This window comes from Fluviibacterium sp. S390 (assembly GCF_049800695.1).
GTDB lineage: Bacteria > Pseudomonadota > Alphaproteobacteria > Rhodobacterales > Rhodobacteraceae > Meridianimarinicoccus.
Map to the genome: position 1 here is coordinate 1 of NZ_JBNAFN010000030.1, position 23,841 is coordinate 23,841.

Below are 23,841 nucleotides of genomic sequence, written 5' to 3' on the forward strand. Positions count from 1 at the left end.
CTGGGCTGGCCGCCGAACACAGTGAAGAAAAGACCGTGATGATCGACGCGACGTATCTGAAGGCACACCGCACCGCGTCCAGCCTGGGCGTTAAAAAGGGGGGCGTGGCCGCCTGATCGGCCGAACCAAGGGCGGTATGAATACAAAGCTGCACGCCGTCTGCGACAGCCTGGGGCGACCAATCAATCTCTTCGTCACCGCCGGGCAGGTGAGCGATTACATCGGCGCACGGGCATTGGTGAGCAGCCTGCCGAATGCCGAGTGGCTGCTCGGGGACCGGGGCTATGACGCAGACTGGTTCAGAGAAGCATTGAAAGACAAGGGGATACGAGCCTGTATCCCCGGCCGAAAGCAGCGCAAGACAGCCATCAAGTATGACAAGCGTCGATACAAGCGCCGCAACCGCATCGAGATCATGTTCGGAAGACTGAAAGACTGGCGGCGTGTGGCCACTCGCTACGACCGATGCCCAAAAGTCTTCCTCTCAGCCATCGCATTGGCCGCAACCGTCATGTTCTGGCTTTGAGACAAGAACGAGTCCTGACCCTAGCGGGGCGACACGTGGCATCCACGCCCAGAGCAGCGGCGGCGATGGCGGCTGGGCTTACAACGTCGGCGTCTCGGCCTTCATCGAGAACGGTGGACCCGGCGGTGCGGGCGGCAAGGTCGACGTTACGGCCATCGACACGATCACTGTCGAGGATACCGGAACAAGCGCCGCGCCGGATGGCAGTGCCGCCATCTTTGCCCATTCCCAGGGCGCGGAAGGCGGCGTCGGCCAATCGCAGAAAACCGGCGGCAGCGGCGGCAACGGCGGCACGGTGGATGTCTCCGTCGGCGCGACCATCCATGCAACCGGCATCAACACCGACGCCATCTTTGCGCTCAGCAAGGGCGGGCAGGGCGGCGCGGGCTTGTCGAACGCCAACAACTCTACCGGTGGCGACGGCGGCTCCGGTGGCAGCGTCTATGTCAACGTCAATCCGTCTCAGACTCTGACCATCACCGCACAGAGTTCTGCCGCGGGACAGGACAGCGGCCGGGGCATTGTCGCGCAGTCGCTGTCCAATGTCGGCGGCCTGGGCAGCAACGGCAACGAGTTTGCCGGCAATCCGGGTGACGGTGGATCGGGCGGGAACGGCGGCGCTGTCAGCGTGTCCGTCGGGGGCGGAACCATCAGCACCGATGGCACCAACGACATGAGTGCAGGACTGGATTTCGGGGCCGGCGTCTTTGCCCAGTCCATCGGCGGCGGTGGCGGCGATGGCGGGGACTTCAGCAACTTCCTGCGCGGCTCGGGCGGATCGGGCGGCACGGGGGGATCGGGCGATACGGTGTCGATCCTCAACAATGGCACCATCAACACCAAAGGGGCGCAGGCCAATGGCATCCTTGCCCAGTCCATCGGCGGTGGCGGGGGTGCGGGCGGCGCGGCGGACGGGCTTGTGATCGCCTTGGGCGGTTCGGGTGGCTCGGGTGGATCAAGCAGTGCCGTATCGGTGTCCAATGACGGCACCATCACGACCCAAGGCTACAATGCGACCGGTATACTTGCCCAATCCATCGTCGGCGGTGGCGGGTCGGCGGGTGTCTCTGGCGCGACGGTGAGTATCGGTGCGACCGGGGGCAGCGACAGCAGCACGGCGGCGGGATCGACGACCGTCTCCAACATTGGCTCGATCAGCACAACCGGCGATGCGGCGGTTGCTGTTCTGGCGCAATCGGTCGGTGGCGGGGGCGGCAGTGCGGCGGGAACCTCGGGATCGAGCAGCACCGGCGTGCTTGCCATCGGGTCGGCCGGCGGTGGCGCAGGGGTCGGCGGCAGGGTCGAGGTCACGGCCATCGGAACCCTGTCGACCAACGGCACCTTTGCACCGGGGCTTCAGGCCCAATCCATCGGCGGCGGGGGCGGTGCGGGCGGCAGCGCCTTCGGCATCGGCATCTTCAGCATTCCGGGCGCTGCGATCGGCGGCCAGTCCGGCGGCGGCGGCAACGGCGGTTCGGTCACGGTCACCAACGGGGAAGGGGCGCGTGTGCGCACGGTCAGCACCTCTTCGGCGGGTCTGCTTTTGCAATCCATCGGCGGCGGCGGCGGGTCCGGGGGCAATGCGCAAACCGGCGGCATTCTTGACACGTTCCAGTTTGCCATCGGGGGGTCCGCATCGGCGGCAGGCGCGGGCGGCGCCGTCACAGCGACGCTGTCGAACTCCAACATCACCACCGAAGAGTCGCTCTCGGCGGGGATCGTCGCGCAGTCCATTGGCGGCGGCGGCGGGTCGGGCGGATCGGGTACCAGCAAGGCTGCCAGTTTCCTCAACATCGGCCTGACCGTCGGCGGGCTTGCCAACGCCGGCGGCGACGGTGGCGATGTCGCTGTCACGCTGACCGAGCAAACAACCATCTCGACCGGCGGCGGCAACCCGGCCACGACGAACGATTCCATCGGCATTCTTGCGCAGTCCATTGGCGGTGGCGGCGGCACCGGCGGTGCGACCGCGGCCAGCGCCATTACAACGGGTGTGCCGCTCGACCCGACCGATCCGGACTTCACGGTGACGCTCAACGCGCAATTTGCACTTGGCGGTCGCGGTGGTGCGGGCGGAGACGGTCAGGCAGCCTCGGTCACCCTGTCGGATCAATCCTCGATCCTGACCTATGGTGCCGGTGCGCATGGCGTGTTGGCCCAGTCCATTGGTGGTGGCGGCGGGTCTGGTGGCGATGCCTCGACCGCGACGACGACAATCCCGGATTCAACCCAGCAATACGGCCTGACCATCAACGGCGCCCTTGGCGGTGCGGGCGGCAATGGTGGCAACGGGGGGACGGCCAGCGTGGCCCTTGGCAGTTCGACACCGGCGGGAATCCCGTCGGTTGTCACCACCACCGATGCCTATTCGAACGGCGTGGTCGTACAGTCCATCGGCGGCGGTGGCGGCAACAGCGGCGTCCCGTCAAGCAAGACCGATACGATCCGCGGCGCGGCAACAGTGGCGCTGACCTTCGATCTGGGATCAAGCGGCATCATCGAAAGCGGCGAGAGCGGCGCGACAGGCGGCACCGCCGATCTCACACTCTACCAGGACGGCATGATCCTGACCTCGGGCGCGGGGTCGCGCGGGGCGGTTGTGCAATCGATCGGCGGCGGCGGCGGCACCGTGCAGGGCGGAGAGATTCAGCTCGGTGCTAGTATCAAGGGCAGTGGCGAAGAGGCCGTCGAAGACGACGAGAACGACACGTACACCGGGACGGTGACCGTCAACGTTGGCATGAAAAGCGGTCAGGGCGGGGGCAGCGGCCTGGTCACGGTGAACAGCATCTCGGGCAGCGGGATCCAGACCAAAGGGGTCGATGCGGACGGCCTTCTAGTCCAGTCGATTGGCGGTGGCGGCGGTTTGGGCGGCAGTCTCGGGTCGGCCGGTGAAGACAGCGGCAGCGGCCCGTCGGCCTTCGCGCCCCAGGACGACAGCGACGACGATATCGATGTGTCCCTGACCGTCGCGGTCGGCGGTGCGGGCGGCACCGGCGGCAGCAGCGGTGGCGCGACGTTCGACTACAACGGCGAGATCCAGACAACCGGTGACTGGGCTGACGGCGTCGTGGTTCAGGCCATCGGCGGCGGTGGCGGTACGGGCGGCACGGCCATGGCCTCGGGTACCGGCGAGACCGCGCAGGTCAACATTGCCGTAGGCGGAACCGGCGGGACGGCGGGCAATGGCGGCCCCGTCACGGCGAGTTTTTCCAGCGGCACCGCCTCGGTTATCACGTTGGGATACATGGCAAACGGCCTTGTCCTGCAGTCCATCGGTGGCGGCGGCGGGCAAGGCGGTGATGGATCTGCCATGGCTGCGGGCACGCTGACAGTCGGCAGCGGCGTCGGCGGCAGTGGCGGGACTTCCGGCACCGGCGGCACCGTGACCATTCCGGCCTCGGGCAACAGTTTTATCGACATCACAACTGGTCTCGACGACTCGCATGGGCTCATTGCCCAGTCCATCGGTGGCGGCGGCGGCATTGGCGGGGCCGGCAGCGCCGCATCGCAGGATGACGCAGGCAGTCATTCGGTGGCCATCATCGTCGGTGGGCAGGGCGGCTCGGCGGGCGATGCGGGCGACGTTTCGCTGACGTTTGGGTCCACCATCCAGACCACTGGCGACCGGTCTTTCGGCATTGTTGCCCAGTCCATCGGCGGGGGCGGGGGCATTGGCGGTGTTGGCAGCGCCGATGGCGTCAAGAGCGTTCAGGTAGGCGGGTTTGGCGGCAACGGCGGCAACGGCGGCGCTGTCAGCCTTGACCTGACGTCGGGAACCTCCATCACGACCAGCGGCTCCGGGGGACACGGGATCATCGCGCAATCCATCGGCGGCGGCGGTGGCATCGGCGGTGACCTGTCGGTCGGCCCGTTCGACGTCACACCCGGCTTTCTTCAATCGGCCGATGGTGTCGGCGGTGCTGTCAGCGTCACCGTGGACGGCACGATCACGACGACCGGGGCAATGGCACACGGGATCATTGCGCAATCCATCGGTGGCGGCGGTGGCCTTGGCGGCGATGGCAGCGGCACTTTCGCAGGCTCCACGGCCGGTGACATGGGGTCTGCATTCGGGTCAGGCGACGTGACCGTCACCACGCAGGGCGCCATCTCGGCAACAGGCGCAGACTCGGTGGGTATTTTCGCCCAAAGCATGGGCGCGGCCAACACCGGCACCGATGTCGGTACCGTGGCCGTCAACGTGTCGGCGGATGTGACCGGCGGCAGCGGCGCGGGCGTCGGCATTCTGGTCGCCTCCGGCACCGGAAATACCGTGACCATCACCAACGGTGCCACGGTTACGGCCCAGTCGGGCACCGCGATCACCTATACCACCAACGGAACCACGGTGAATGGCAGCACGACGGATGTGCTGGTTCAGGATGGAACCGTGATCGGCGATATCCTACTTCGCGACAGCCGGGGCGAGGTCGCGGGGACGATCACCAACAACAGCCGCAATTCCCTGCGCGGCGCCGGGCTATACGCTGCCAATGTGGTCAATAACGGGCGTCTGGTCATCGGCAACGGTCGCGGCGGTCACACGCTTCGCATCGGTGGAAACTTCGTTCAAACCGGCGCAGGCATCACCGAAGCGACCATCGACTTCGTCAATCCTGCGGGCAGTGACAGCCTGCAGGTGGCCGGCAACGCGACGGTGAACGGGGCGATCGCGATCAATGCGACGACGCTTCTGAAGGACAGCGCGGTGACCCTTGTGTCGGCGGGTGGCACGCTGACCGGGGCGCCGACGGTGATCGGCACTGCCGCGGTTGATTTCGCGGCCGAACTTGTGGGGAATGGGATCGCCTTCAGTGTCGCCGATACCCATTTTGGCAGCGCATCCGCGTCCCTGACCGCCAGCGAACGCAGCGCCGGGGCGCACCTTGATGCGATCTTCGACAATCGGTCCCGCAGCTATGGGACGCTGCTGGCCAACATGAACGTGCTGGCCGGCAATTCGGGCGGCGGCACGGCCTATGCGCAGGCCCTGTCATCCCTGACCCCGGGTGCATCCCAGGCGATGGCGGCGGCGCAGGTGCCGCTGACGCGCGGGCGGCTGGACGGTGCCATGAATTGCGCGCGTCGCCTTGGGATGTCCCTCTCGGCAGACGGGGAAAACTGTTACTGGGCCGACGGCAGCCGGGGCTATACGGACCAGTCCGGCACCAATGGTTATGACGGCACGACCTATGGCTTCAGCGGCGGTGCGCAGGTCGATGTCAATGAAGACTGGATCGCGGGCTTCGCCGCGGGCTACGAACATTCGAACTACACCGGCAACAACAGTCTTTCGAGCGTCGAAGGGGACAACGGGTTTCTGGCGGTGTCGGTGGGGCGTCGCTTTGGCAACTTCACGCTGTCCGGCGCGCTGGGGGGCAGCTGGGGCAGTTTCGACACGGAACGGCGTGTTTCGGTGCCGGGGTTCACCGGCACGGCAACGGGCGAGTCCGACCTCAACACGCTGAGCGGACGCATTCGGGCCGCCTATACCATGGCGGACACGCCACAAGGCTATGTCATGCCGATCCTCGACATCGATCTCGTGCACACGCGCGCTGGCGGCTACACGGAAAGCGGTGCCGGGATCTTCGATCTTGATGTTGCTTCCGGGTCGGCCACCGCCATCGTGGTCACGCCATCGGTCGAGATCGGCACGCGCATGGTTCGGCAGGGCGGCTGGGACATCGGCGCCGCGACGTCATTGGGCATCAGCCTGTCGTCCGAGGATGACTGGTCAACCACAGCACGTCTTGTTGAGGCACCTGCCGGAGCGGGCAATTTCTCGACCAGTGTGCCGATTGCGCCCGTCGTGGGCCAACTCGGGCTTGGGCTGTCGTTTGCCAATGCAGCGGCTGGGATGGACATCAAGGTGGAATATCAGGGCTCGGTCGGTGACGATTACCAAAGCCATCGTGGCCTGCTGCGCTTCACCAAGAGGTTCTGAGCAGCCAACGGTACATGGGAAAAATGACGGCGCGGGCAGAGGGTTCTTTTGCCGTGCCGTTCTTGGAAGGCGCCATGGGATCGGCCCCCAGGGTCTCGCCTGAGGGGGCGGCCCCGGCACACGACGTCGGTGTTCGAAGGAAAACTCGTTCAGTACCGTGGCGCGCGTATCGTTGAGTGCGCCTTCCAGTCGTGCCTTGAGCGCGTCAATTCGAAAGGAGGGAACAGGTACTGAAATCGCGTGGTAGCGGCCGCTCAGATCTGCGCAGGCAAAGCCGATGGCCGAGATGCCAGCGGTGTGTTCGTTGATGTCATGGGCCAGCCCGCATTTCGCAGTTATCTTCAAGCCAATTGAACAGCGCCGCGCTTGCGCTTTCCGACACCCAGCCTTCCTGCGCGATCAGGGTTCGGGCCTGGTCTACGGCCAAGTCCGGCGTGCTGATCCGGCGCATCCCCACCACCATGCGCATCAATGCGCCCGCCCAACTGGTGCAGGGCACGCGCTTCCTCGTCGAGGTGCCGATCATCAATACCGGCTGTCACCTTGACTACAAGGAAGGCGATTCCTTTGCCGATTGTCCGTGTCTGGTGCTTTCGGCTGCCGAATGGAGGGTCGAGAAAGACGTGAAGGCTATCGGCCCTGACACCCAGGCCAATGACCATCCGCTGGCCACGTGATTGGCCCGCAGCGCACGGGCGGCGACAGGGTCAACTTCTGAGGCGGCCTTTGGCACCACATTACCCACCGGCACAGAATGCGGGTCACGGTGCGGACAGCGGGAAGAGGGCAGCACGAGTGCGCCCGATCATTCTGTCTGCCATCGGCTGATGGTCATCGGGTCAATCTTCTGTTCGGAAGACCTGCAGAAACAGCCCGGAGCGATGCCGGGTTGCAGTTCGACGGGGTCTCGCAGGCCAAGGGTTACGTTGCCGCTTCCACAAGACCTGCGACCTCTGCCGCGATGCCGATACCTTCGTGGCCGGGCACAAACGGAGGGTTCGGCTTTGCCGGCCAATCGCCAAGGGCGGCGTGCAGATCAGTCCGCGCAAATGGCCTGTCAAACGCCTTGATCCGTTGCATTGGGAAAGGCGCACCTGATCGAGAGATGCGTGAATCTGTTGCCATGGTTGTCGGGCGGGGCTGGCGATGACGGATCCGAAGCAGTAGGCCTATGCGATCACGTGCGCGAAGCGAGATCCGTTCAAATGGTCTGGGAATATGGATCGGTGGATCGCGCTGTCGTGTCATATCAAGCACGGCCACGAGGATAGCGCGCCATGACGACCCCACGCACCTACAAGCCATCAAGCAAACGGGAAACCACGGCCCGCAAGACCCGCGAACGTATTCGGGCCGGGGCCTGGGAAGTTTTTTCCCGTCATGGACTGGGGCGGGCCTCGATCGCAGAGATTGTCAGTGCCAGCGATATCTCGACAGGCACGTTCTATAACTACTACGGCACCCAGGAGGCAGTTTTTCAAGAGATCCTCGCCGAGATGCTCGACAGGATCAGGTCGATCACGGCGAATGCACGCGCAAAGTCTGATGACCTTGAGACGATGCTCCTGCTTTCCTACGAGGATTTGCTTGACTACATCCTCACTCTGGATGGTGCGCGCGCATTTATCGCCTGCAATCAACACCAGATCCGTTCCGCACTTTACGGGCTGGACGGAACAGAAGGGGTGATTTCCGATATTAAACAAGATGTTGTGCGCGGTCTGCCGGGGCTGGACCCTGACTCGCCCGAGGTTGAACTGATCGCACGGATTGTTGTGTCCATTGCGCTCGAGGCTGTGATCCAGCTGCAAGGCGACGGTACCGTTGAAACGCAGGATATCGCCAGGATGATGGCCAGTCTGGTGATTGGCGGCATCGAACGGGTGCAAAATGGAAAACTTGAAACCACCCTCAAGTTTTCCTAGGTACATCGCATAGCTGGTCTGACAGTCCGGGGTCCATCCTCTTGCATGTGCAAGCCAGTAGGGGTGGACGGACGCCCTGACATTTGCGGAAGAGAAGGCCCGTTCATGAAAGATGTAGTGCACCTCGAATTTCCGGCCTTCCGGATCATGCACACGGCTTCCCGCAGTGACCGTCTACCCGATCTGGCAACGCGCAGGGACCGTCTTGCAGCGCTGCGGCGCATGGTGGTCGAGAACCGCGACGACATCACCCGCGAGATTGATGCCGATTTCGGCGGTCGCCCCCGTAAGGAGACGGAACTGCTTGAGATTGTCCCGCTTCTCAGAGGCGTGCGGTTCACCTCGCGCCACCTGAAACGCTGGATGCGCGACGAGCGCCGCCACGTCGCCTGGCCGTTCCAGCCCGGCTCGGCCTGGGTGCGTCATGAGCCTCTCGGCGTAATCGGGATCATCTCGCCGTGGAACTACCCGCTGTTGCTCGCCCTCGGGCCACTGGTTGATGCCCTGGCCGCAGGCAATCGCGCCATGATCAAACCCTCCGAGTTGACGCCCCGATTTTCCGACCTGCTCCAGCGGCTTGTCGCGACCTATTTTGACGCGGATGTGGTGACGGTCGAGACCGGCGGCGTCGAAGTCGCACAGGAGTTTTCCGCCCTTCCGTTCGATCATCTGATCTTCACCGGTTCAACCGCTGTGGGGCGCAAGGTGATGCAGGCGGCAGCGGCCAACCTCACCCCCGTCACGCTGGAGTTGGGGGGCAAGTCCCCGGCCGTGGTGGCACCGGATTATCCACTGGACAAGGCCGCGCGCTCCATTGTTCTGGGTAAGTTCACCAATGCCGGCCAGACCTGTATCGCGCCTGACTATGTGCTGGTGCCGGAAGGAAAGGCCGAGGCACTCGCGCTTGAGATGATCAAGCGCATCGAAACCGCCTTTCCCGCCACAAATGCAAAGGGCGGCTACGCCAACATCATCACCGCGCGACACCGGACCCGTCTGGTGGACGCTGTGCAGGAGGCGCAAGGCAGCGGTGCAACCATCCTGCGGCCTTCGGGGGACTACGGTGAAAAATTCCCGCCGACCCTGGTCATCGGCGCGTCTGAAGAGGGCTTGCTGCTGAACGAGGAAATCTTCGGCCCGATCCTGCCCATTGTACCCTACAAATCGCTGGATGATGCGCTTGCGTTCATCAACCGCCGCGCGCGGCCCCTTGCGCTTTACGCCTTCACAGGGGACCGCAAGGCACGGCAGACGATCCTCGACACAGCCATCTCGGGCGGGGTGACTCTGAATGGCACGTTGCTGCATATCGCGCAGGATGACCTGCCTTTCGGCGGCGTCGGAAACAGTGGCATCGGCGCTTGTCACGGACGCGACGGGTTTCGCCGGATGAGCCATGCGCGTTCCGTTTTCAAACCTGGCTTTTTCAACGCCTTTGAAGTGCTGGGCCCGCCATTCGGCAGGTTGGCAGAACTCCCCATCCGAATTCTTGGCCGCTAGTCGAGGACGCACACCATGACCGAAATGTCCGGCCGTACAGCCCTGACTGCGGGCGGAGCCTCTGGCATCGGTCTTCTGATGGTGACCTGAGCCCCGGCTTTCTTTCGGCTTTCAGGGGGCAGAGCACAGGCAGGGCAACATTGACATCACATCGAGTTGCTTCTGGGTGTCCGTCATTATGACGTGTTGAACAGGGTGCTGAACGTCGTGATGAACGGATGCCTGGGCATGCTCAGGTCAGGGGGCAATGGTGGACTGTTCCGGATCAGCGTTTCCTCCAGGGGCCCCGGTTCTTGATGAGAAGACCATGCAGGCCGTCCCCTCACACGAAGTCGAAATCGCTGCTGGTGACCGTGGTGGACAGCGTGTCGGCCAACGTCACCTTGTCGGTGCTGTTGGTCAGCGTGATGATCGTGTGATTGCCGCTTTGGGTCACGCTCACATCGGCCATGCTGTTCACCCCGCTGTGGCCCGAGAAATCCAGACGGTCGACGCCATCGGTAAAGTCCTTCACCACGTCCCGGCCAAAATTGTCGGTCCAGACGAAGATATCCGCGCCAGCTCCGCCAAAGTAGAAATCATTGCCGATGCCGCCGTCCAAAGTGTCATTGCCGGCGCCTGCAATGATCGCATCGGCCCCGCCGCCCCCGAAGATCGCGTCGTCATCGTTGCCAGCAAAAAAGACGTCTCCCACGTCGCCGCCAGTCAGCGTGTCATTGCCGTCCGAGCCCACCAGGGTGATTGACGTTGCCATGCCTGTGGCATCAATGCTGTCGTCGCCCGTCAGGCCATTGATCCGTTCGACGTTCAGCCATGACCCAACGGACAAGGCAATACCCGCCGGTGTCGAGATCACCGCCTTGTCGAACCCGGCGCCGCCATCGCTGACCACATCACCGCTTTCACCGATATAAAAGACGTCATTTCCTGCACCGCCGTCGAACGTGTCGTTGCCTGCGGCCCCCAACATGATGTCATTGCCATCGTTGCCGGTCAGCATGTCATTGCCGTCGCCACCGATCAGCACGTCATTGCCACGCCCGCCGATCAACGTGTCGTTGCCATCATCGCCGAACATCAGGAGCCCTTGGACCACCGTTGAAGCGTCGATCTGGTCGCCGCCAGAGAACCCGTTGATCCGCTCGAGGCCACTCCAGCCGTTCAGCGACACCGAAATGCCCGCTGCGTTGCTGATCTGCGCCTTGTCGTAGCCATTGGCGCCGGTGTCGTTGACGGTGTCGAATTGGTCGATGACGTAGAGATCCGAACCGTTGCCGCCGTCCATCGTGTCTGCACCGCTGCCACCGAACAACTGGTCCGGGCTGTCGCTGCCCTCCAGAATATCGTTGCCAGAGCCGCCAAACAGCAGGTCATCCGCATAGCTGCCGATCAGGTGATCATTGCCGCCTTGGCCAAACAAGCTGTCTGACCCGCCGCCGCCGTCGATGATATCGTCGCCATTGCCGCCCGTGATGACATCGTCGCCGCCAAACCCGTTCAGGTGATCCGGGCCGTCACTGCCTCGGATGTCTTCGGCTACGTTCGTGCCGTTGACAGTTCCGCCTCCTGCAGGGGCCGTCAGGATTGGCGCTGTCGGAACTACCGTCAAGGTGACGGTTGCTTCACTGCTGTCGTCGGTTCCGTCGTTTGCGATGTAGGTAAAGCTGTCTGTGCCAGAAAAACCGACGTTGGGCGTATAGGTGAAGCTGCCATCGCCGTTGAGCATCACACTGCCGTTCGTGGGCCCGGTTTTGACCGAGGCAGACAGCGTATCCCCGTTCACATCGGAGTCATTGGCCAGAATTCCGGCGGCAGATACCGTAAGCGTAGCGTCTTCGTCGACCGAGTAGCTATCGTCGACAACCTGGGGCGCGTTGTTGGCGCCGGTCAGTTGCAAACGCGCAAACTGGGTTTGGTTCACGCCGACCAGCCGGACGATTTGTGTGTCACTCAGGCTGATGATCGTGCTGACAATCGTCACAGGAAGCGCAAGATCGGACAAGTCGATCGCAGCAAAGTCAGGGTTGATCCGGGCAAATTCAAGTGCGATCGGATCACCAAAGCCAAAACTCTCGGAGACGTATTCCGCATTGGAAAACGCTGCGTCGATTTCGGATTGGGCAAAGGCGCGCAGATCCAGCGTGTCCTGGGTGACGTCGAAATCCGTGATCGTGACGATGCCGTCATGTGCACTGATGGTGAAGTCGTCGAAGCCCGAACCGCCGGTCAGGCGATCAGACGCACCGCCGCCATCCAGAACATCGTCGCCGGCGCCACCGTCCAGGGCGTTGGCATATGTGTTGCCTGTAAGATGGTCATCGAAGTCCGTTCCAATGACCGCTTCTGTCGAGGTCATCGTAACGATATTTCTCAGGCTTCCGCCGGATTGCAGGATCCAGCTTGACGTGTCGGTGGTGGCGGCAACCGCACGCGATGCACCCCCCTCAGAGGCCAGAGGCGCTTCCACCAGATCCACCACCACTGCCGATTGACCCTTTGACAGATCCAGCACGTCATCGCCCAGACCCGCGTCGAATTTGGCTGTGCCGCCGGTATGGACCAGGATGTCGTTGCCATCGCCCCCGGCAATCTGGTCATCGCCAGCCCCATCAACAAACGTGTCATCGCCGGACATGCCAAACAACAGGTCATCCCCATCACCGCCGTCGAGGCGGTTGTCTTCACCGTCACCCGCGATCACATCGTCAAACGCGGTTCCGATGACGTTTTCAACACCAGCAAAGCTGTCTCCGGCGGCATCGCCCTGGGTCCCTTGGTTGGTACCGAGATCCAGCGCGACCAGTGCACTTGCAGATGCAAAGCTTGCGGTATCGACCCCGGCGCCGCCAACGAACTGGTCCGCACCCGCGCCTCCGATCATCGTATCGTTGCCATCGCCGCCTGAAAGGATGTCGTCGCCGTCTGCACCTTCGATCAAGTCGTCGCCACCAAGCCCATCAAGGATGTTGGCCAAATCGTCACCAGTCAGGACGTCCGCAAACTGGGAGCCGACGACATTTTCGATCTCTGAAAGAACGGCCAGACCGACCGCGGCGGCACTGGCCGTCGCCAATGTGTTTGCACCGGTCCCGGTGGATGTCAGGTCAACGCCGACACCGGTTGCCACATTCGAGAAACTGGCCGTGTCGCTGTCCGCTCCGCCGACCCAGGTGTCAAAACCTCCGCCGTAGGCAAACACATCGTTGCCGGCGTCTCCGTAGACTTCATCGTCACCGCCGCCGTCACTGAACATGTTGCCGCCGTCGGTGCCGCGCAACCGGTCATCGTAGTCTGTGCCGATCACGCTTTCGACGTCGCTGTCGGGCAGGGTGGTCAGAACCCGTTGAACCCCTGTAGTCCAATCGGTGCTATCGCCCGTCGTGACAGATTGGGTGGTTTTCGACAGATCGGCATCAATCGCAGATCCGAGGCCCGAGTAGTCAAGCGTATCGTTGCTGTCACCGCCCATGACGATGTCTTCACCACCGGCATAGACAATCAGGTCATCGCCAAATCCGCCAGCAATCGTGTCGTTGCCGAAGCCCCCGTTCAGGACGTTGTCCAGGGCGTTGCCAAGCAAGGTGTCTGCGTATTGGCTGCCGATCAGACGCTCGATTTCGGTGACGATGTCATTGCCATCCCCGATATCAAGACTTGCAGTCACGGCACCAGTTGCGCCTGAATAATCAAGCGTATCAGAGCCATAGCCGCCGGAATAGGTGGTCACGCCGGAATGAATGTGGCCTGCAAACCGGTCGTTGCCATCGTTTCCGGCCAACGTGTCAGAACCACCCGTGCCGCCGTCAAGAAGGTCATTGCCACTCGCGCCAACCAGGGTGTTGTCCCCGCCGTCACCCACCAGATGGTCATCAAACTGCGAGCCGATGACGGATTCTATGCTGGTGAACTGTCCGATCGTCCGCAGGCCTGATGTCGGAAGCGTGGTGCCATCGGCTGTACGCGCTTCGTTGCTGGCAGACAGATCGACCAGAACCGAAGACGTGAACTGTTGGTAGCTGACAGCGTCAACACCGCCGCCGCCGTCATAGGTGTCCATGCCACCGAAATACGAGAACGTATTGGCGGACGCATTGCCAAGCATCGTGTCGTCACCTGTGCCGCCGATGACATTCTCGATGTCAATCAATGTGTCCGTCCCGATTTCGGAACCGGTAACCGTGTTGGCGTTGAGGTCAACCGATACACCTGCCGTCGTGTCGGTGTAGGAAGCGCTGTCGAGCCCATCCCCGCCATCCAGAACGTCATCGCCAGCGCCGCCCATCAACAGGTCGTTGCCGGCATACGCATAGAGGGTGTCAGCATCATCACCGCCGCTGAGCATGTCGTTGCCGTCACCGCCGAACAGCGTGTCCTGGCCAGCCTCGCCGTACAGGGCGTCATTGCCAAGATCACCGTCCAGAATGTCGTCGCCGGCGCCGCCCCAGTAGATGTTGTCCCGAACACCGCCGTTGATTATGTCGTCAAACTGCGTGCCAATAATGTTTTCGATGCCCGACAACACATCATCGTCACCGTGGGTGTCCACAGCCGTTTCCTGCCCCGGCGTGAAGAGGTCGAGCACAATCCCGGAAGAGCCTGTTTCACGGCTGTAGTCCACGGTATCAAAACCACCGCCGCCGATCAGGATGTCCTTGCCTGCGCCGCCGGTCAGAACGTCGTCGCCGTTGTCGCCGTCAAGCTGGTTGGCCAGTCCGTCACCGACAAGCACATCATCGAAAATGGATCCGCGGACATTCTCGACCGTGACCAGTTGTGCCAGCGTGCGAAGTGGACCGAGTGTCGGATCCAGATCCACACCGTCGCGGGTCACGGCTTCGTCCACTGCGGTCAAATCAACTTGAACGGCAATATCCAGTTGGTTGAAGTCTACAGTGTCGCTGCCCGCATCCCCAGCATAGCTGTCCAGGCCAGACCGATAGGTGAAGATGTCGTTGCCAGTCCCTCCACGGGCCGTGTCATTTCCTGTGCCCGCATCAAAAATGTCGGCACCATCGCCGCCCTCCAGAAGGTCGTTGCCAGCACCACCGCCAAGGAAATCGGTCCCGATGCTTCCCCGCAAGGTGTCGTCGCCCGTGCCGCCCGACATCTGGTCGTTGCCTGCACCGCCTTCGATCAAATCGTTGCCGTGGCCGCCGATCAGCTGATCGTTTCCGCCGCCACCCAACATCGTATCGTCACCGGCAAAGCCCTTGAAAATGTTTTCGGCGTTGTTGCCGATGAAGCTGTCGTTCAGATCAGATCCTTCGATCTGCTCGATCGACACCAGAAGATCGCGGTCGCCAGAGCCGTGGATGGCGCTTTGCGTGCCAAGATCCACCTGAATGGATGCTGTATCCTCCTGATATGAAACAATATCTTGACCCGCGCCGCCTTCGAATATGTCTCCACCGGCACTGGCCTGGAAGAAGTCGTCACCGTCAAACCCGCGGAAGAAATCTGACCGATCTGTCCCCATCGGCGCCAGATCATCATCTGGCGTGCCAAGATAAGTAGTTCCAACGCTGGAGCCGGGACTAACGGCCCCAAGGCCCGAGAAATCCTTGCTGAAGGCGCCATCCATGGCTTCGAAGGTGAAATTCATGCCAATGGTCGGATCACCCTTGAAGTAGTCCATGATCCGGACAGAGTCGGTGCCTGCGGTCACAAGCAGGTCGATGTCGTCCAAGCTGAAGGACAGGTCGTTCGTCGTGTGCGCCGTGAACAACATCCGGGAAGATCCAGCGGTTTCGCCCGCGATCGTATCGGTGCCAAAGTTCGCGCCAAAGACATAGACGTCGTCGCCGACGCCACCTGACAACAGATCATTGCCCTCGCGCCCGACCAGCGCGTCATCGCCCGCACCGCCAAACAGAACCCCCAGCGCGGTGCCGCCGACCAGCACATCATTGGCTTCGCTGCCGGACATGAAGGTTTCTTCGATCCCGGTGAATTGAACGGAAGCTGCCCCGTGCGTAACCTTCACCCAGGCATCGGTGGCGACCGTGTAAAAGTCCGTAAACGCGGTGAAACTCGGGACACCAGTAACCATCGAGACTGCCGAGTTTACCAGGGCGGTCGCCCCGTCCATCACGCTGAATACCGCCAATTCCAGCGCATCGTCGCTGCCGCTGATCGTCAGGCTGTCAACGCTGCCGGTGCCACCGTCGATCGTGTCATTGCCGCCGATATGCGTGAACGTATCGTTACCGCCTTCGCCCATGAAGTAGTCGTCGCCAAGCCCGCCGATCAGCTTGTCATTCCCGTGCCCGCCATAGGCGACATTGCCTTGGCCTGCCGCAAGGGCGGTTGTGCCATCCCCTTCATAGGCTGTGGCCACAAGTTCGCCGCCAATGAAGGTGTCGTCGCCGGAACCAAGCAGAACGTGCATCCGTTCGAAATCGGCAATCCGCGTGCCCTGGCCAATGTCGTAGCCGACCCCGGACGCGTAGGTCACATCAAGGAACAGGTCCTGGGAAAAGCCCCTCAGATCCGCGACAAACACATCCTGATCACCGTCCCGCTCGCCGCCCACATAGGCCACACCGTTCTGGTAAACGACCAATTCGTCATAGGCGTCCGTACCTGCGATATCGACGCTTTCAATCTCGCTGTAGGTCACGTGTTTCAGGGAGGGGTCTTCGCGATTGTTCGGGTTTCCGGGTGTCGAATTGTAGTACTTCCAGGTTGTTGCGGTCAGGGATTTCTCGGCAAGCTCCTGCATCGCGTCGCGACCACCATCGGCCCAGACCTGGCCCTTGGGGTTGATGGTCAGCATGTCGGCACCGGTGTCATCCAGCAGACGCACGCGGGAATGGCCGGAGCCGCCGTTGATGATCAGGTTGTCGTTTTCCTGGACATTCTGAACCAGCTGACCGTTCTGATAGAAGTTCCCGACTTCGGTCCCGCCAATGATGTCGTCGTAGCCTTGGGAGTCCCAGATGATGATGTCACTGCCGGACTGTCCGTCCAGATGGTCGTTGCCGTCCAATCCATACAGAATGTCGTTGCCGTCGCCGCCGAAGAAATAGTCGCCGTACTGACCGCCGACCAACAGATCCACACCGCTGCCTGCCTGGATGGTCGCCATTTCAATGCCGCGCAGGAACACCCCGTTGTCGAGGAGATACCCCTCGTCGTCGTTGTAGTTCCCCGGAGGGCTGATGCGGAATTCGATGCCGACGTTCTGAGAGCCGAAGTCAGCGACGAAGCGGTCGAAATCCTTGGAAATCGCCTCGCCCGCGTCATACAGGTTACCGCCCTGATAGATCAGGATGTCATCCCCGGCTTCAGAGCCGATGACGTTGACCTTCTCGATCTCGCTGTAGCTGACACTGTCCGTCCCGAATGAGGCCTGGGTTACAGCCGCCTGCGACGACATCGCCAGAATGTTCAATTGGGTTGCCAGGTTGGTGGTGATTTGCCCGAAGGCCGTCCCCAACACGTTGCCCTGGTCATCAAGGAAGGTGTAGCCAAGCGATCCGCCGGACTGGAACGCACTGGTGTCAGCATCGATCGGGCTTTGGAACGCCCCGATGTTCAGTGTATCGACACCGTTCCCGCCGATGATCGTGTCCGCGCCATTGTCTTGCCACAGAAAGATATCGTTGCCTTCACCGCCGTCCAGGGTGTCTGCAACTGCATCCACCCCGCCATACAGGTAGTCGTTTCCGTAGGCCCCGAAAACATAGTCATCCTCATCGCCACCCGAGATGATGTCATTGTCGTCTGTGCCGATGACGTGAATGCGTTCGATATTCCGGATGACCACGTCACCGAAATAGGATTCCTGGTCCGAAACCGCCAGATTCAGGCCGCCGCGCGCGCCCTTGTCGTACTGCCAGGCTTGAAAATCACCGATGAACGTATCGCTGCCAGCACCGCCGTCGTAGCGGGTGCCACCCTGAAAGACCATCAGGTCGTCGCCGCCACCGCTGCCACTGTCGACATTGACACTGACGTATTCAACGTCACGCGAAATCTCGATCCGGCCTTGCTGCGAGCCACCGTTCAGCAGGAGGTAGTGATTGGGTGCGAAGAAATCATCGCTGCCGTCGTCATTGGTGTCGATCCCGAATGAGGGGTCATCCGCACCGTATGTGTCGGCGTAATCTTCAAGATTTGCGCCATAGTATTGCAAAAGCGAGCTGAAATTTGCGTGGGTATCGTCTGCTCCGATACCTTCTCCGCCGAATACATAGCCGGCGAGGGTGTCATCAAACATGTCATAGCGCAGTCCCTGCACGCCAGAACGTACAAACACATTATCAATGCCAGTGCCGCCAAAGATGTAGTCGGTGAACTTCCCCCCAGGATTGGGAATGTTGCCTAGTTCAACGATGGCCACATCATCGCCAGCACCAAGACGCACATAATCGTCCTCAATATCAACCGGTTGCATACCTGCAGGCCCATTGGGGACAAAGTAGACCAGCTTGACAATATCATCCCCGCCATTGGTCAGGATCACATCGCTTTTGGTCCCTGCAACAATATAGTCATCCTGATTGCCTGTCAGGATCGCCATGGCCTCCACGTTGATGACGTCAATGGATTCGCCGGCATATTCCAGCGTGACACCGCCCATGGTATTCGGGTCGCCATCATTGTCGCGCAGGATCGAATTCGGCAGATCCCAATACACCCCGGTACCCCAGGTCGCGAGGTTGGCGACGAACAGGTCATGGGAATCGTTTTCGTTGCCCCCACCGTCGAAAAACTCGCCGCCTTGACCATCTGAATCTGCGAAGTCGTGATAGGAATAGACCAGAACGTCCCCGCGCACGCCGCCGATGACATTGGCCACGTTCCGGGATGTGAATGTTTTGCCGTTGTATTCGTAGGTGTACGAGTCCGCGAAACGCGACGCGAATATGCCGTCGTAAAGAGACTGAATGCCGCTGTCGTGGTTCAGGAAAACACCGGTGGTCAGATTTGATTGCGGCAAGGTGATATTCAGATCAGCCCGTACCGGGGTCAGATTGACACCTTCAACAGCATCGGGGGCGATCAGGACGCGGCTTTTGTTGCCGTATTTCAGTGTGACCGAGTCCCACGTGATCGCGCCTGCCCAGGTGAACAGAACTTTCTGGGTCTCGTTGGAGTAATCGATGACAAAGTCATCCTCGGCGCTGACTTCTGCCTGCGTAGGTTTCTTGAGATAGGCATTCCCGGGATCAAAGGAATCCGCTGCGGCCGTTCTGGCCTGAAAACCAGCCTCGATGAACCCGTAGGCCGCATGTTCGGCAGACGGCAGACTTCTGTCCCAACCGGTTGGGGCTAGATTTCGGTGCGCATAGAAGACGTCATAGACTTCGGTCTGGGTTCCAAAGATCGAACCGCTGACGGGAAAGGAATCATAGTACAGACCGTCGATATCGATGTCGTAACCGCCTTCGGGGAACTCATAATCCCAGACCGGACCGAAATCGAACTCCAGGAACCCGGGCACAAGATCGCCGCCGAAGCTGCCGCTCAGGATATCGATGGTGATCTTGGAATTTACGTTCAGACCCACTGAATGCGAAAACACGCCTGATCCGACCGAGTATTCAGCTGTGACAAGCGCGTTGCCATACCCGACGGCGGGCGCCGTCAGGCTAAGCACATCGCCAAGGTTGCCGTACACCGTTGTGTCGTCTTTCGGATCGTTGGGAGTGCCGTTGTCCGTTGTCAGTGCAATGTTCACATCCGGGACCATCGAAGGCCCCGGTTCTGTTATGTCCAGTCTGACCTGTTCACTCAGCGCGACCCCGATCGTCCCTTGAACGTCAACCATCGTGAACGAGAACTCGATGTCGCCGCCCCCGACTTCCCACTCGTATTCCGCGAACACGACCCGTTCGAGAAACTTGACCCCTGCTGCAATGTAGGGGTTCTTGATATAGCCCAACAGCTCGGTCAGGATGTTGTCCAGATCGGCATCCAGCGTTGCAAAGCGCGTGTCGGAGATCCCACTCCCGGAAACCACGCCCGACCCCTCGGAAGAGCCTTCGGTGTCTGCGCCGGTGGGTAGCCCCAGATAGAACTCGATCCCCCAACCTTCAACTTTTGCATTGTACGTCGGCTTATCAATGGACACGTCCAACAACGGGCCGCCGAGGTCGAGATCGATCAGAGGGATGTTGCCAAAAGTGAAATTATCGACCCCGCCGGGGATGGGACCATAAAATCCGATGCCTTTCAGACCTGCCTTGAACTCTGCAACCAGGTCCAGACCTGCGGTAACCAGCTTTTCCGGATCATCGGATTCGGCGTTGCCAAAGCCGATCGAACTGATGTCGGCCGAGACCACGTAGTAGTCCGAGAAGTCGAAAACCATCTGATCGGCTGCATAGACGGCATAGGGCAGGTCGATGTCGACCGAGATGTCGTAGTCCGCCTGCCAGCTTCCGGTCGAACCAATATCGGCCCAGGCCACCAGCCCGAACCGGGCTTCCATATAGGCTGTTGCGCCGATGTTGGTGTTGAATTTGCTGATGCCGATGAATTCTTCAAGGCTCGGCAGTTCGTACACCAGAAGGTCGCCTGTGGTTAGGAAGCCGTCGAAGGCTTCCCCCGGGGACCAGAGCGACTGGTTGGTTGCGGCGAAATTCAGGGTGGTGTTCTTCTTGGCCATTCGATCCTCGCATGTGCAGAAAGAGCAGAGCAAAGAACTCAAAAGGACCAGAGGTATCCACCCTGAGGCACATCATTACAGAGTTTTCCCAGTTTTTGATATTTTATTTATGCCAGCAGCGGTGTGAAAGCCTGGCACTGGGGCGGAGGAAATTTAGGCTGGTTTGAGTTGCCCCCGAAATTTGGACGCTGACGTAGGTTACGACCTGTGGTCGGCTGATACTCGACGAGAAGGAAATCAGAGATCTTGAAACGGAAACGGCAGCAGGCCACTTCGCGCCGCCCGCAGCAGGCTCATCCCGCCGCTACCGTGGTCGACTTTCGCATCGCCGTTCCCAAATCAGATGTGGCTTGCTCCATTTTGCCAGTTAGAGAAGCACCTTGGACATGACTGCGCCGTCCTCGTGGACCGTCAGGAAGTCCAGCGGACGAGATCCGGGCCGGCCGGGTCACGCCGGGCGGTTGACTGGGTAAGTCACGCAGTGCCCTTGGGCAAACCGCACGGCTTCCTCTGCGACCTTGCGTTTGAGTTCGTTGGCGGATTCCTCTGAGTACCAGGCCATGTGGGGTGTGACGAGGCAGGTGTCGAGCGCCCGCAGCGGCGAATCCTTTCGCAGCGGTTCGACCTCGACAGTGTCGATGCCAGCGCCCGCGAGTTTTCCCGAGGCCAGCCCCTCGGCTAACGCATCCTCATCGACGATTCCGCCCCGGGCGGTGTTTATGATGAACGCACCCGGCCGCATCCTGGCGATCTCCGGCGCTCCGATCAGCCCATTGGTCTCCTCCGATAGCGGGCAATGGACCGAGACCACGTCAGCAGCGGCAATGAAATCGTCAAATGGCAACTGCTCGGCCCCCGGAACTCGGCTTTTTCCGTCCGGCTTGTAGGGGTCGCACAGCACTACGCGCCCGCCGAATGCCATGGCCTTGAGGGCAAACAGCCGCCCGATCCGACCAACACCCAGCACGCCGATCGTCATGTCCTTGATGCGACGCACCGGTATGGACATCCGGTAATCCCATTCGCCGGCACGCGTGCTGTTGGTGATCATTGGGATCTTGCGGACCAGCGCCAGCATTAGCCCAAGCGCATGGTCGGAGACCTCGTTCATGCCATAGTCGGGCACGTTGCAGATCTGCACGCCGAGGCGAGTCGCCGCGTCCAGATCAATGGTGTCGACCCCGACTCCGTAGCGCACGATCAGCCCCAGGTCCGGGCAGAGCGCCGCGAGCACCCGGTCGCTGAAGGGGCCGTACTGAGTCATGATGACATTCGCGCCGGCGCATTTGGCGATCAGATCGTCCTCGGTCCGACAGGCGTGATGCTCATATCCGAAGCCGGCATCGGCGAGGACCTTCTCCTCGATGCGCATGGAGGCGTGGTCGCAATCGGAGACGACAATCTTCATCAGCTGATTTTCCTTGTTCGATTGTTTTTCGTGTCAGCGGCCAAGGTAGCCGCCGTCCACCGGGAGGATGGCGCCGTTGACATAATCCGAGGCCTCGGAGGCCAGGAACAGCAGCGGCCCCTTCATGTCGTCGGCAACACCCCAGCGGCGGGCCGGGATGCGGGCCGTGATCTCGGCATTGCGTCCGGCATCGGCCAGCAGCGCCGTGTTCATGTCGGTGGCCATGTAGCCCGGCGCGATGGCGTTGACGCAGATCCCCTGGCTTGCCCATTCGTTGGCCAGCGCCTTGGTAAGCTGCGCGATACCGCCCTTGCTGGCGGCATAGGCCGGCACCGTGAGCCCGCCGAAGAAGCTGAGCAGCGAGGCGATGTTGACGATCTTGCCGCGCCCCTGGGGCAGCATCACCCGCGCCGCGCGTTGGCAGAGATCGAAGACCGAGGTCAGGTTGACCTCCAGCACCGCGTCGAAATCCTCCAGCGGAAACTCCTCGCTCTTATGCCGCTTCTGGACACCGGCTGCGGTTACCAGGATGTCGAGCCGCCCGCCAAGCAGCGCCAGCGCCGCGTCGAAGCCCGCACCGCGCGCCGCGGCATCGGCCAGGTCCACAATCAGCCCGTGGCAGGCGAAGCCGCGGCCGCGAAATTCCTCGGCAACAGCCTTCGCGCTTTCGCCGGAGCCGAAGATCACCACCTCAGCCCCCGCTTCCAGCAACGCCTCGGCCATGCCCATGCCAAGGCCGCGTGTGCCGCCCGTCACGATCGCCTTGCGACCGCTTACATCAAAACTTGTCATAGCCTTCTTGTCCTCTTGTCTTTCCGATCGGTCACGCCTGGCAGTCCACAAGCACCTTCACCGTGGTCACCGACGGATCGGCGATCATCTCGAAGACGCTTTCGGCCCCCGACAGCGGCACGATCTGGGTCACGACCTTCTCCAGGTCTTCCGCGATCTCCTGCGCATAGGCCACCGACATGCCGAATTCCCTGAGCGTGTAGACGCGCGACCCAATCAGAATTTGTTCCTTGAAGTTCATGTCCCGCAGGTCTACCGCGCGCGGCGCCTTGTGGATGCCGGTCATGCAGATAGTGCCGCCGACCCGCGTCAGCTTCGTCATCTCGGCCGCCGCGCTTTCGACGCCGGAGCATTCGAACACGATATCGACGCCTTCGTTATTGGTGCTGTCGTTGATGTAGTCGACAAGGCTTGTCACGGCGACGTTGACAGTCTCGAAGCCGAACTTGGCGCAAATATCGAGCCGCCCCTGGTCCACGTCGGAGATCACGATGCGCGAGGCGCCTGAATGCTTGAGCACGATCGCGGTCAGCACGCCGATCGGCCCGGCGCCGGTGACGACGGTAGTGTCCAGCAGGTTGAATCGCGCCTGGTGCAGCGAGCGGACCACCACGGCCAGCGGCTCGACCAGCGCGGCAGCGGCATCGGACAGCGACTCCGGAACCTTGAACAGCACATCCTCGTCGATCCAGGCGTAGTCGGCCATGCCGCCGTCGCGGTCGATGCCGATGAGCTTCAGCGTCTCGCAGACATGCGGCTGCCCGTTCCGGCAGGGCCGGCAGCTGCCGCAGGAAAAAAGCGGATAGGCGACAACCCGGTCGCCGACTGAAAACTGCCCCAAGCCACCAGCGAGCTCTTCGACCGTACCAACGAATTCATGCCCGAGCACCAGTGGGGCCTGGGCTCTTGGGTGCTTGCCAGCAAAGATGCCGATATCGGTGCCGCAGACGCCGCAATAGCGCATCCGGACCTTCACCGCACCGCTTCGCCCAGCCGGAACGGGAACATCCTGTACTTCGGCCTTGTTGGGGCCTGTGTAAACCAGAGCCTTCATGTTGTTGCTTCCCTCATGTGCGACCCAATCCGGGGTTCCCACCCCTCGGGTCTTTTTTCGGCGATCCGTAA

Annotated in this window: 8 protein-coding genes and 1 pseudogene; 5 read left to right on the forward strand and 4 right to left on the reverse strand. The window is 61.5% G+C overall.

Annotated features, from left to right (window positions below; translation table 11 throughout):
• The 5 genes and pseudogenes from ACP15K_RS18260 to ACP15K_RS18280 form a co-directional block, all read left to right on the forward strand.
• A pseudogene (locus ACP15K_RS18260) lies at window positions 1-526 on the forward strand (IS5 family transposase); the annotation flags it as partial.
• Complete coding sequence (locus tag ACP15K_RS18265) at window positions 444-6,476, forward strand: hypothetical protein (protein ID WP_424991206.1); 6,033 nt, start codon at window positions 444-446, stop codon at window positions 6,474-6,476. The pseudogene ACP15K_RS18260 and the gene ACP15K_RS18265, both read left to right, overlap by 83 nt.
• A 434-nt stretch (window positions 6,477-6,910) precedes the next feature.
• Window positions 6,911-7,153, forward strand: coding sequence for a hypothetical protein (locus ACP15K_RS18270; protein WP_424991207.1), 243 nt, complete (start codon window positions 6,911-6,913; stop codon window positions 7,151-7,153).
• A gap of 600 nt (window positions 7,154-7,753) precedes the next feature.
• Window positions 7,754-8,401, forward strand: coding sequence for a TetR/AcrR family transcriptional regulator (locus tag ACP15K_RS18275; protein ID WP_424991208.1), 648 nt, complete (start codon window positions 7,754-7,756; stop codon window positions 8,399-8,401).
• A gap of 105 nt (window positions 8,402-8,506) precedes the next feature.
• Complete coding sequence (locus ACP15K_RS18280; protein ID WP_193139025.1) at window positions 8,507-9,901, forward strand: coniferyl aldehyde dehydrogenase; 1,395 nt, start codon at window positions 8,507-8,509, stop codon at window positions 9,899-9,901.
• A 322-nt stretch (window positions 9,902-10,223) separates the two neighbouring features.
• Here the strand turns inward: ACP15K_RS18280 and ACP15K_RS18285 are convergent, their stop codons facing one another.
• From ACP15K_RS18285 to ACP15K_RS18300, 4 genes are all read right to left on the reverse strand, one after another.
• Window positions 10,224-20,516 (reverse strand): beta strand repeat-containing protein, encoded by a 10,293-nt coding sequence (locus ACP15K_RS18285; RefSeq protein ID WP_424991209.1) that lies wholly within the window; start codon window positions 20,514-20,516, stop codon window positions 10,224-10,226.
• Window positions 20,517-20,964: 448 nt separating this feature from the next.
• A complete protein-coding gene (locus tag ACP15K_RS18290) occupies window positions 20,965-21,924 on the reverse strand; it encodes a C-terminal binding protein (protein WP_424991210.1) in 960 nt (319 codons plus the stop codon).
• A 33-nt stretch (window positions 21,925-21,957) separates the two neighbouring features.
• A complete protein-coding gene (locus ACP15K_RS18295; protein WP_193139019.1) occupies window positions 21,958-22,716 on the reverse strand; it encodes an SDR family oxidoreductase in 759 nt (252 codons plus the stop codon).
• Window positions 22,717-22,747: 31 nt separating this feature from the next.
• The gene (locus ACP15K_RS18300) at window positions 22,748-23,770 is read right to left on the reverse strand and encodes a zinc-dependent alcohol dehydrogenase (protein WP_424991211.1); all 1,023 of its coding nucleotides are present in this window, start codon (window positions 23,768-23,770) and stop codon (window positions 22,748-22,750) included.
• Between the last annotated feature and the right edge of the window lie 71 nt (window positions 23,771-23,841).

What these genes read in the sequence shown, in the direction of transcription:
- ACP15K_RS18280 (WP_193139025.1), top strand. Translation starts at nt 8,507, where the DNA reads ATGAAAGATGTAGTGCACCTCGAATTTCCGGCCTTCCGGATCATGCAC.
- ACP15K_RS18285 (WP_424991209.1), bottom strand. Translation starts at nt 20,516, where the DNA reads ATGGCCAAGAAGAACACCACCCTGAATTTCGCCGCAACCAACCAGTCG.
- ACP15K_RS18290 (WP_424991210.1), bottom strand. Translation starts at nt 21,924, where the DNA reads ATGAAGATTGTCGTCTCCGATTGCGACCACGCCTCCATGCGCATCGAG.
- ACP15K_RS18300 (WP_424991211.1), bottom strand. Translation starts at nt 23,770, where the DNA reads ATGAAGGCTCTGGTTTACACAGGCCCCAACAAGGCCGAAGTACAGGAT.
- ACP15K_RS18275 (WP_424991208.1), top strand. Translation starts at nt 7,754, where the DNA reads ATGACGACCCCACGCACCTACAAGCCATCAAGCAAACGGGAAACCACG.
- ACP15K_RS18295 (WP_193139019.1), bottom strand. Translation starts at nt 22,716, where the DNA reads ATGACAAGTTTTGATGTAAGCGGTCGCAAGGCGATCGTGACGGGCGGC.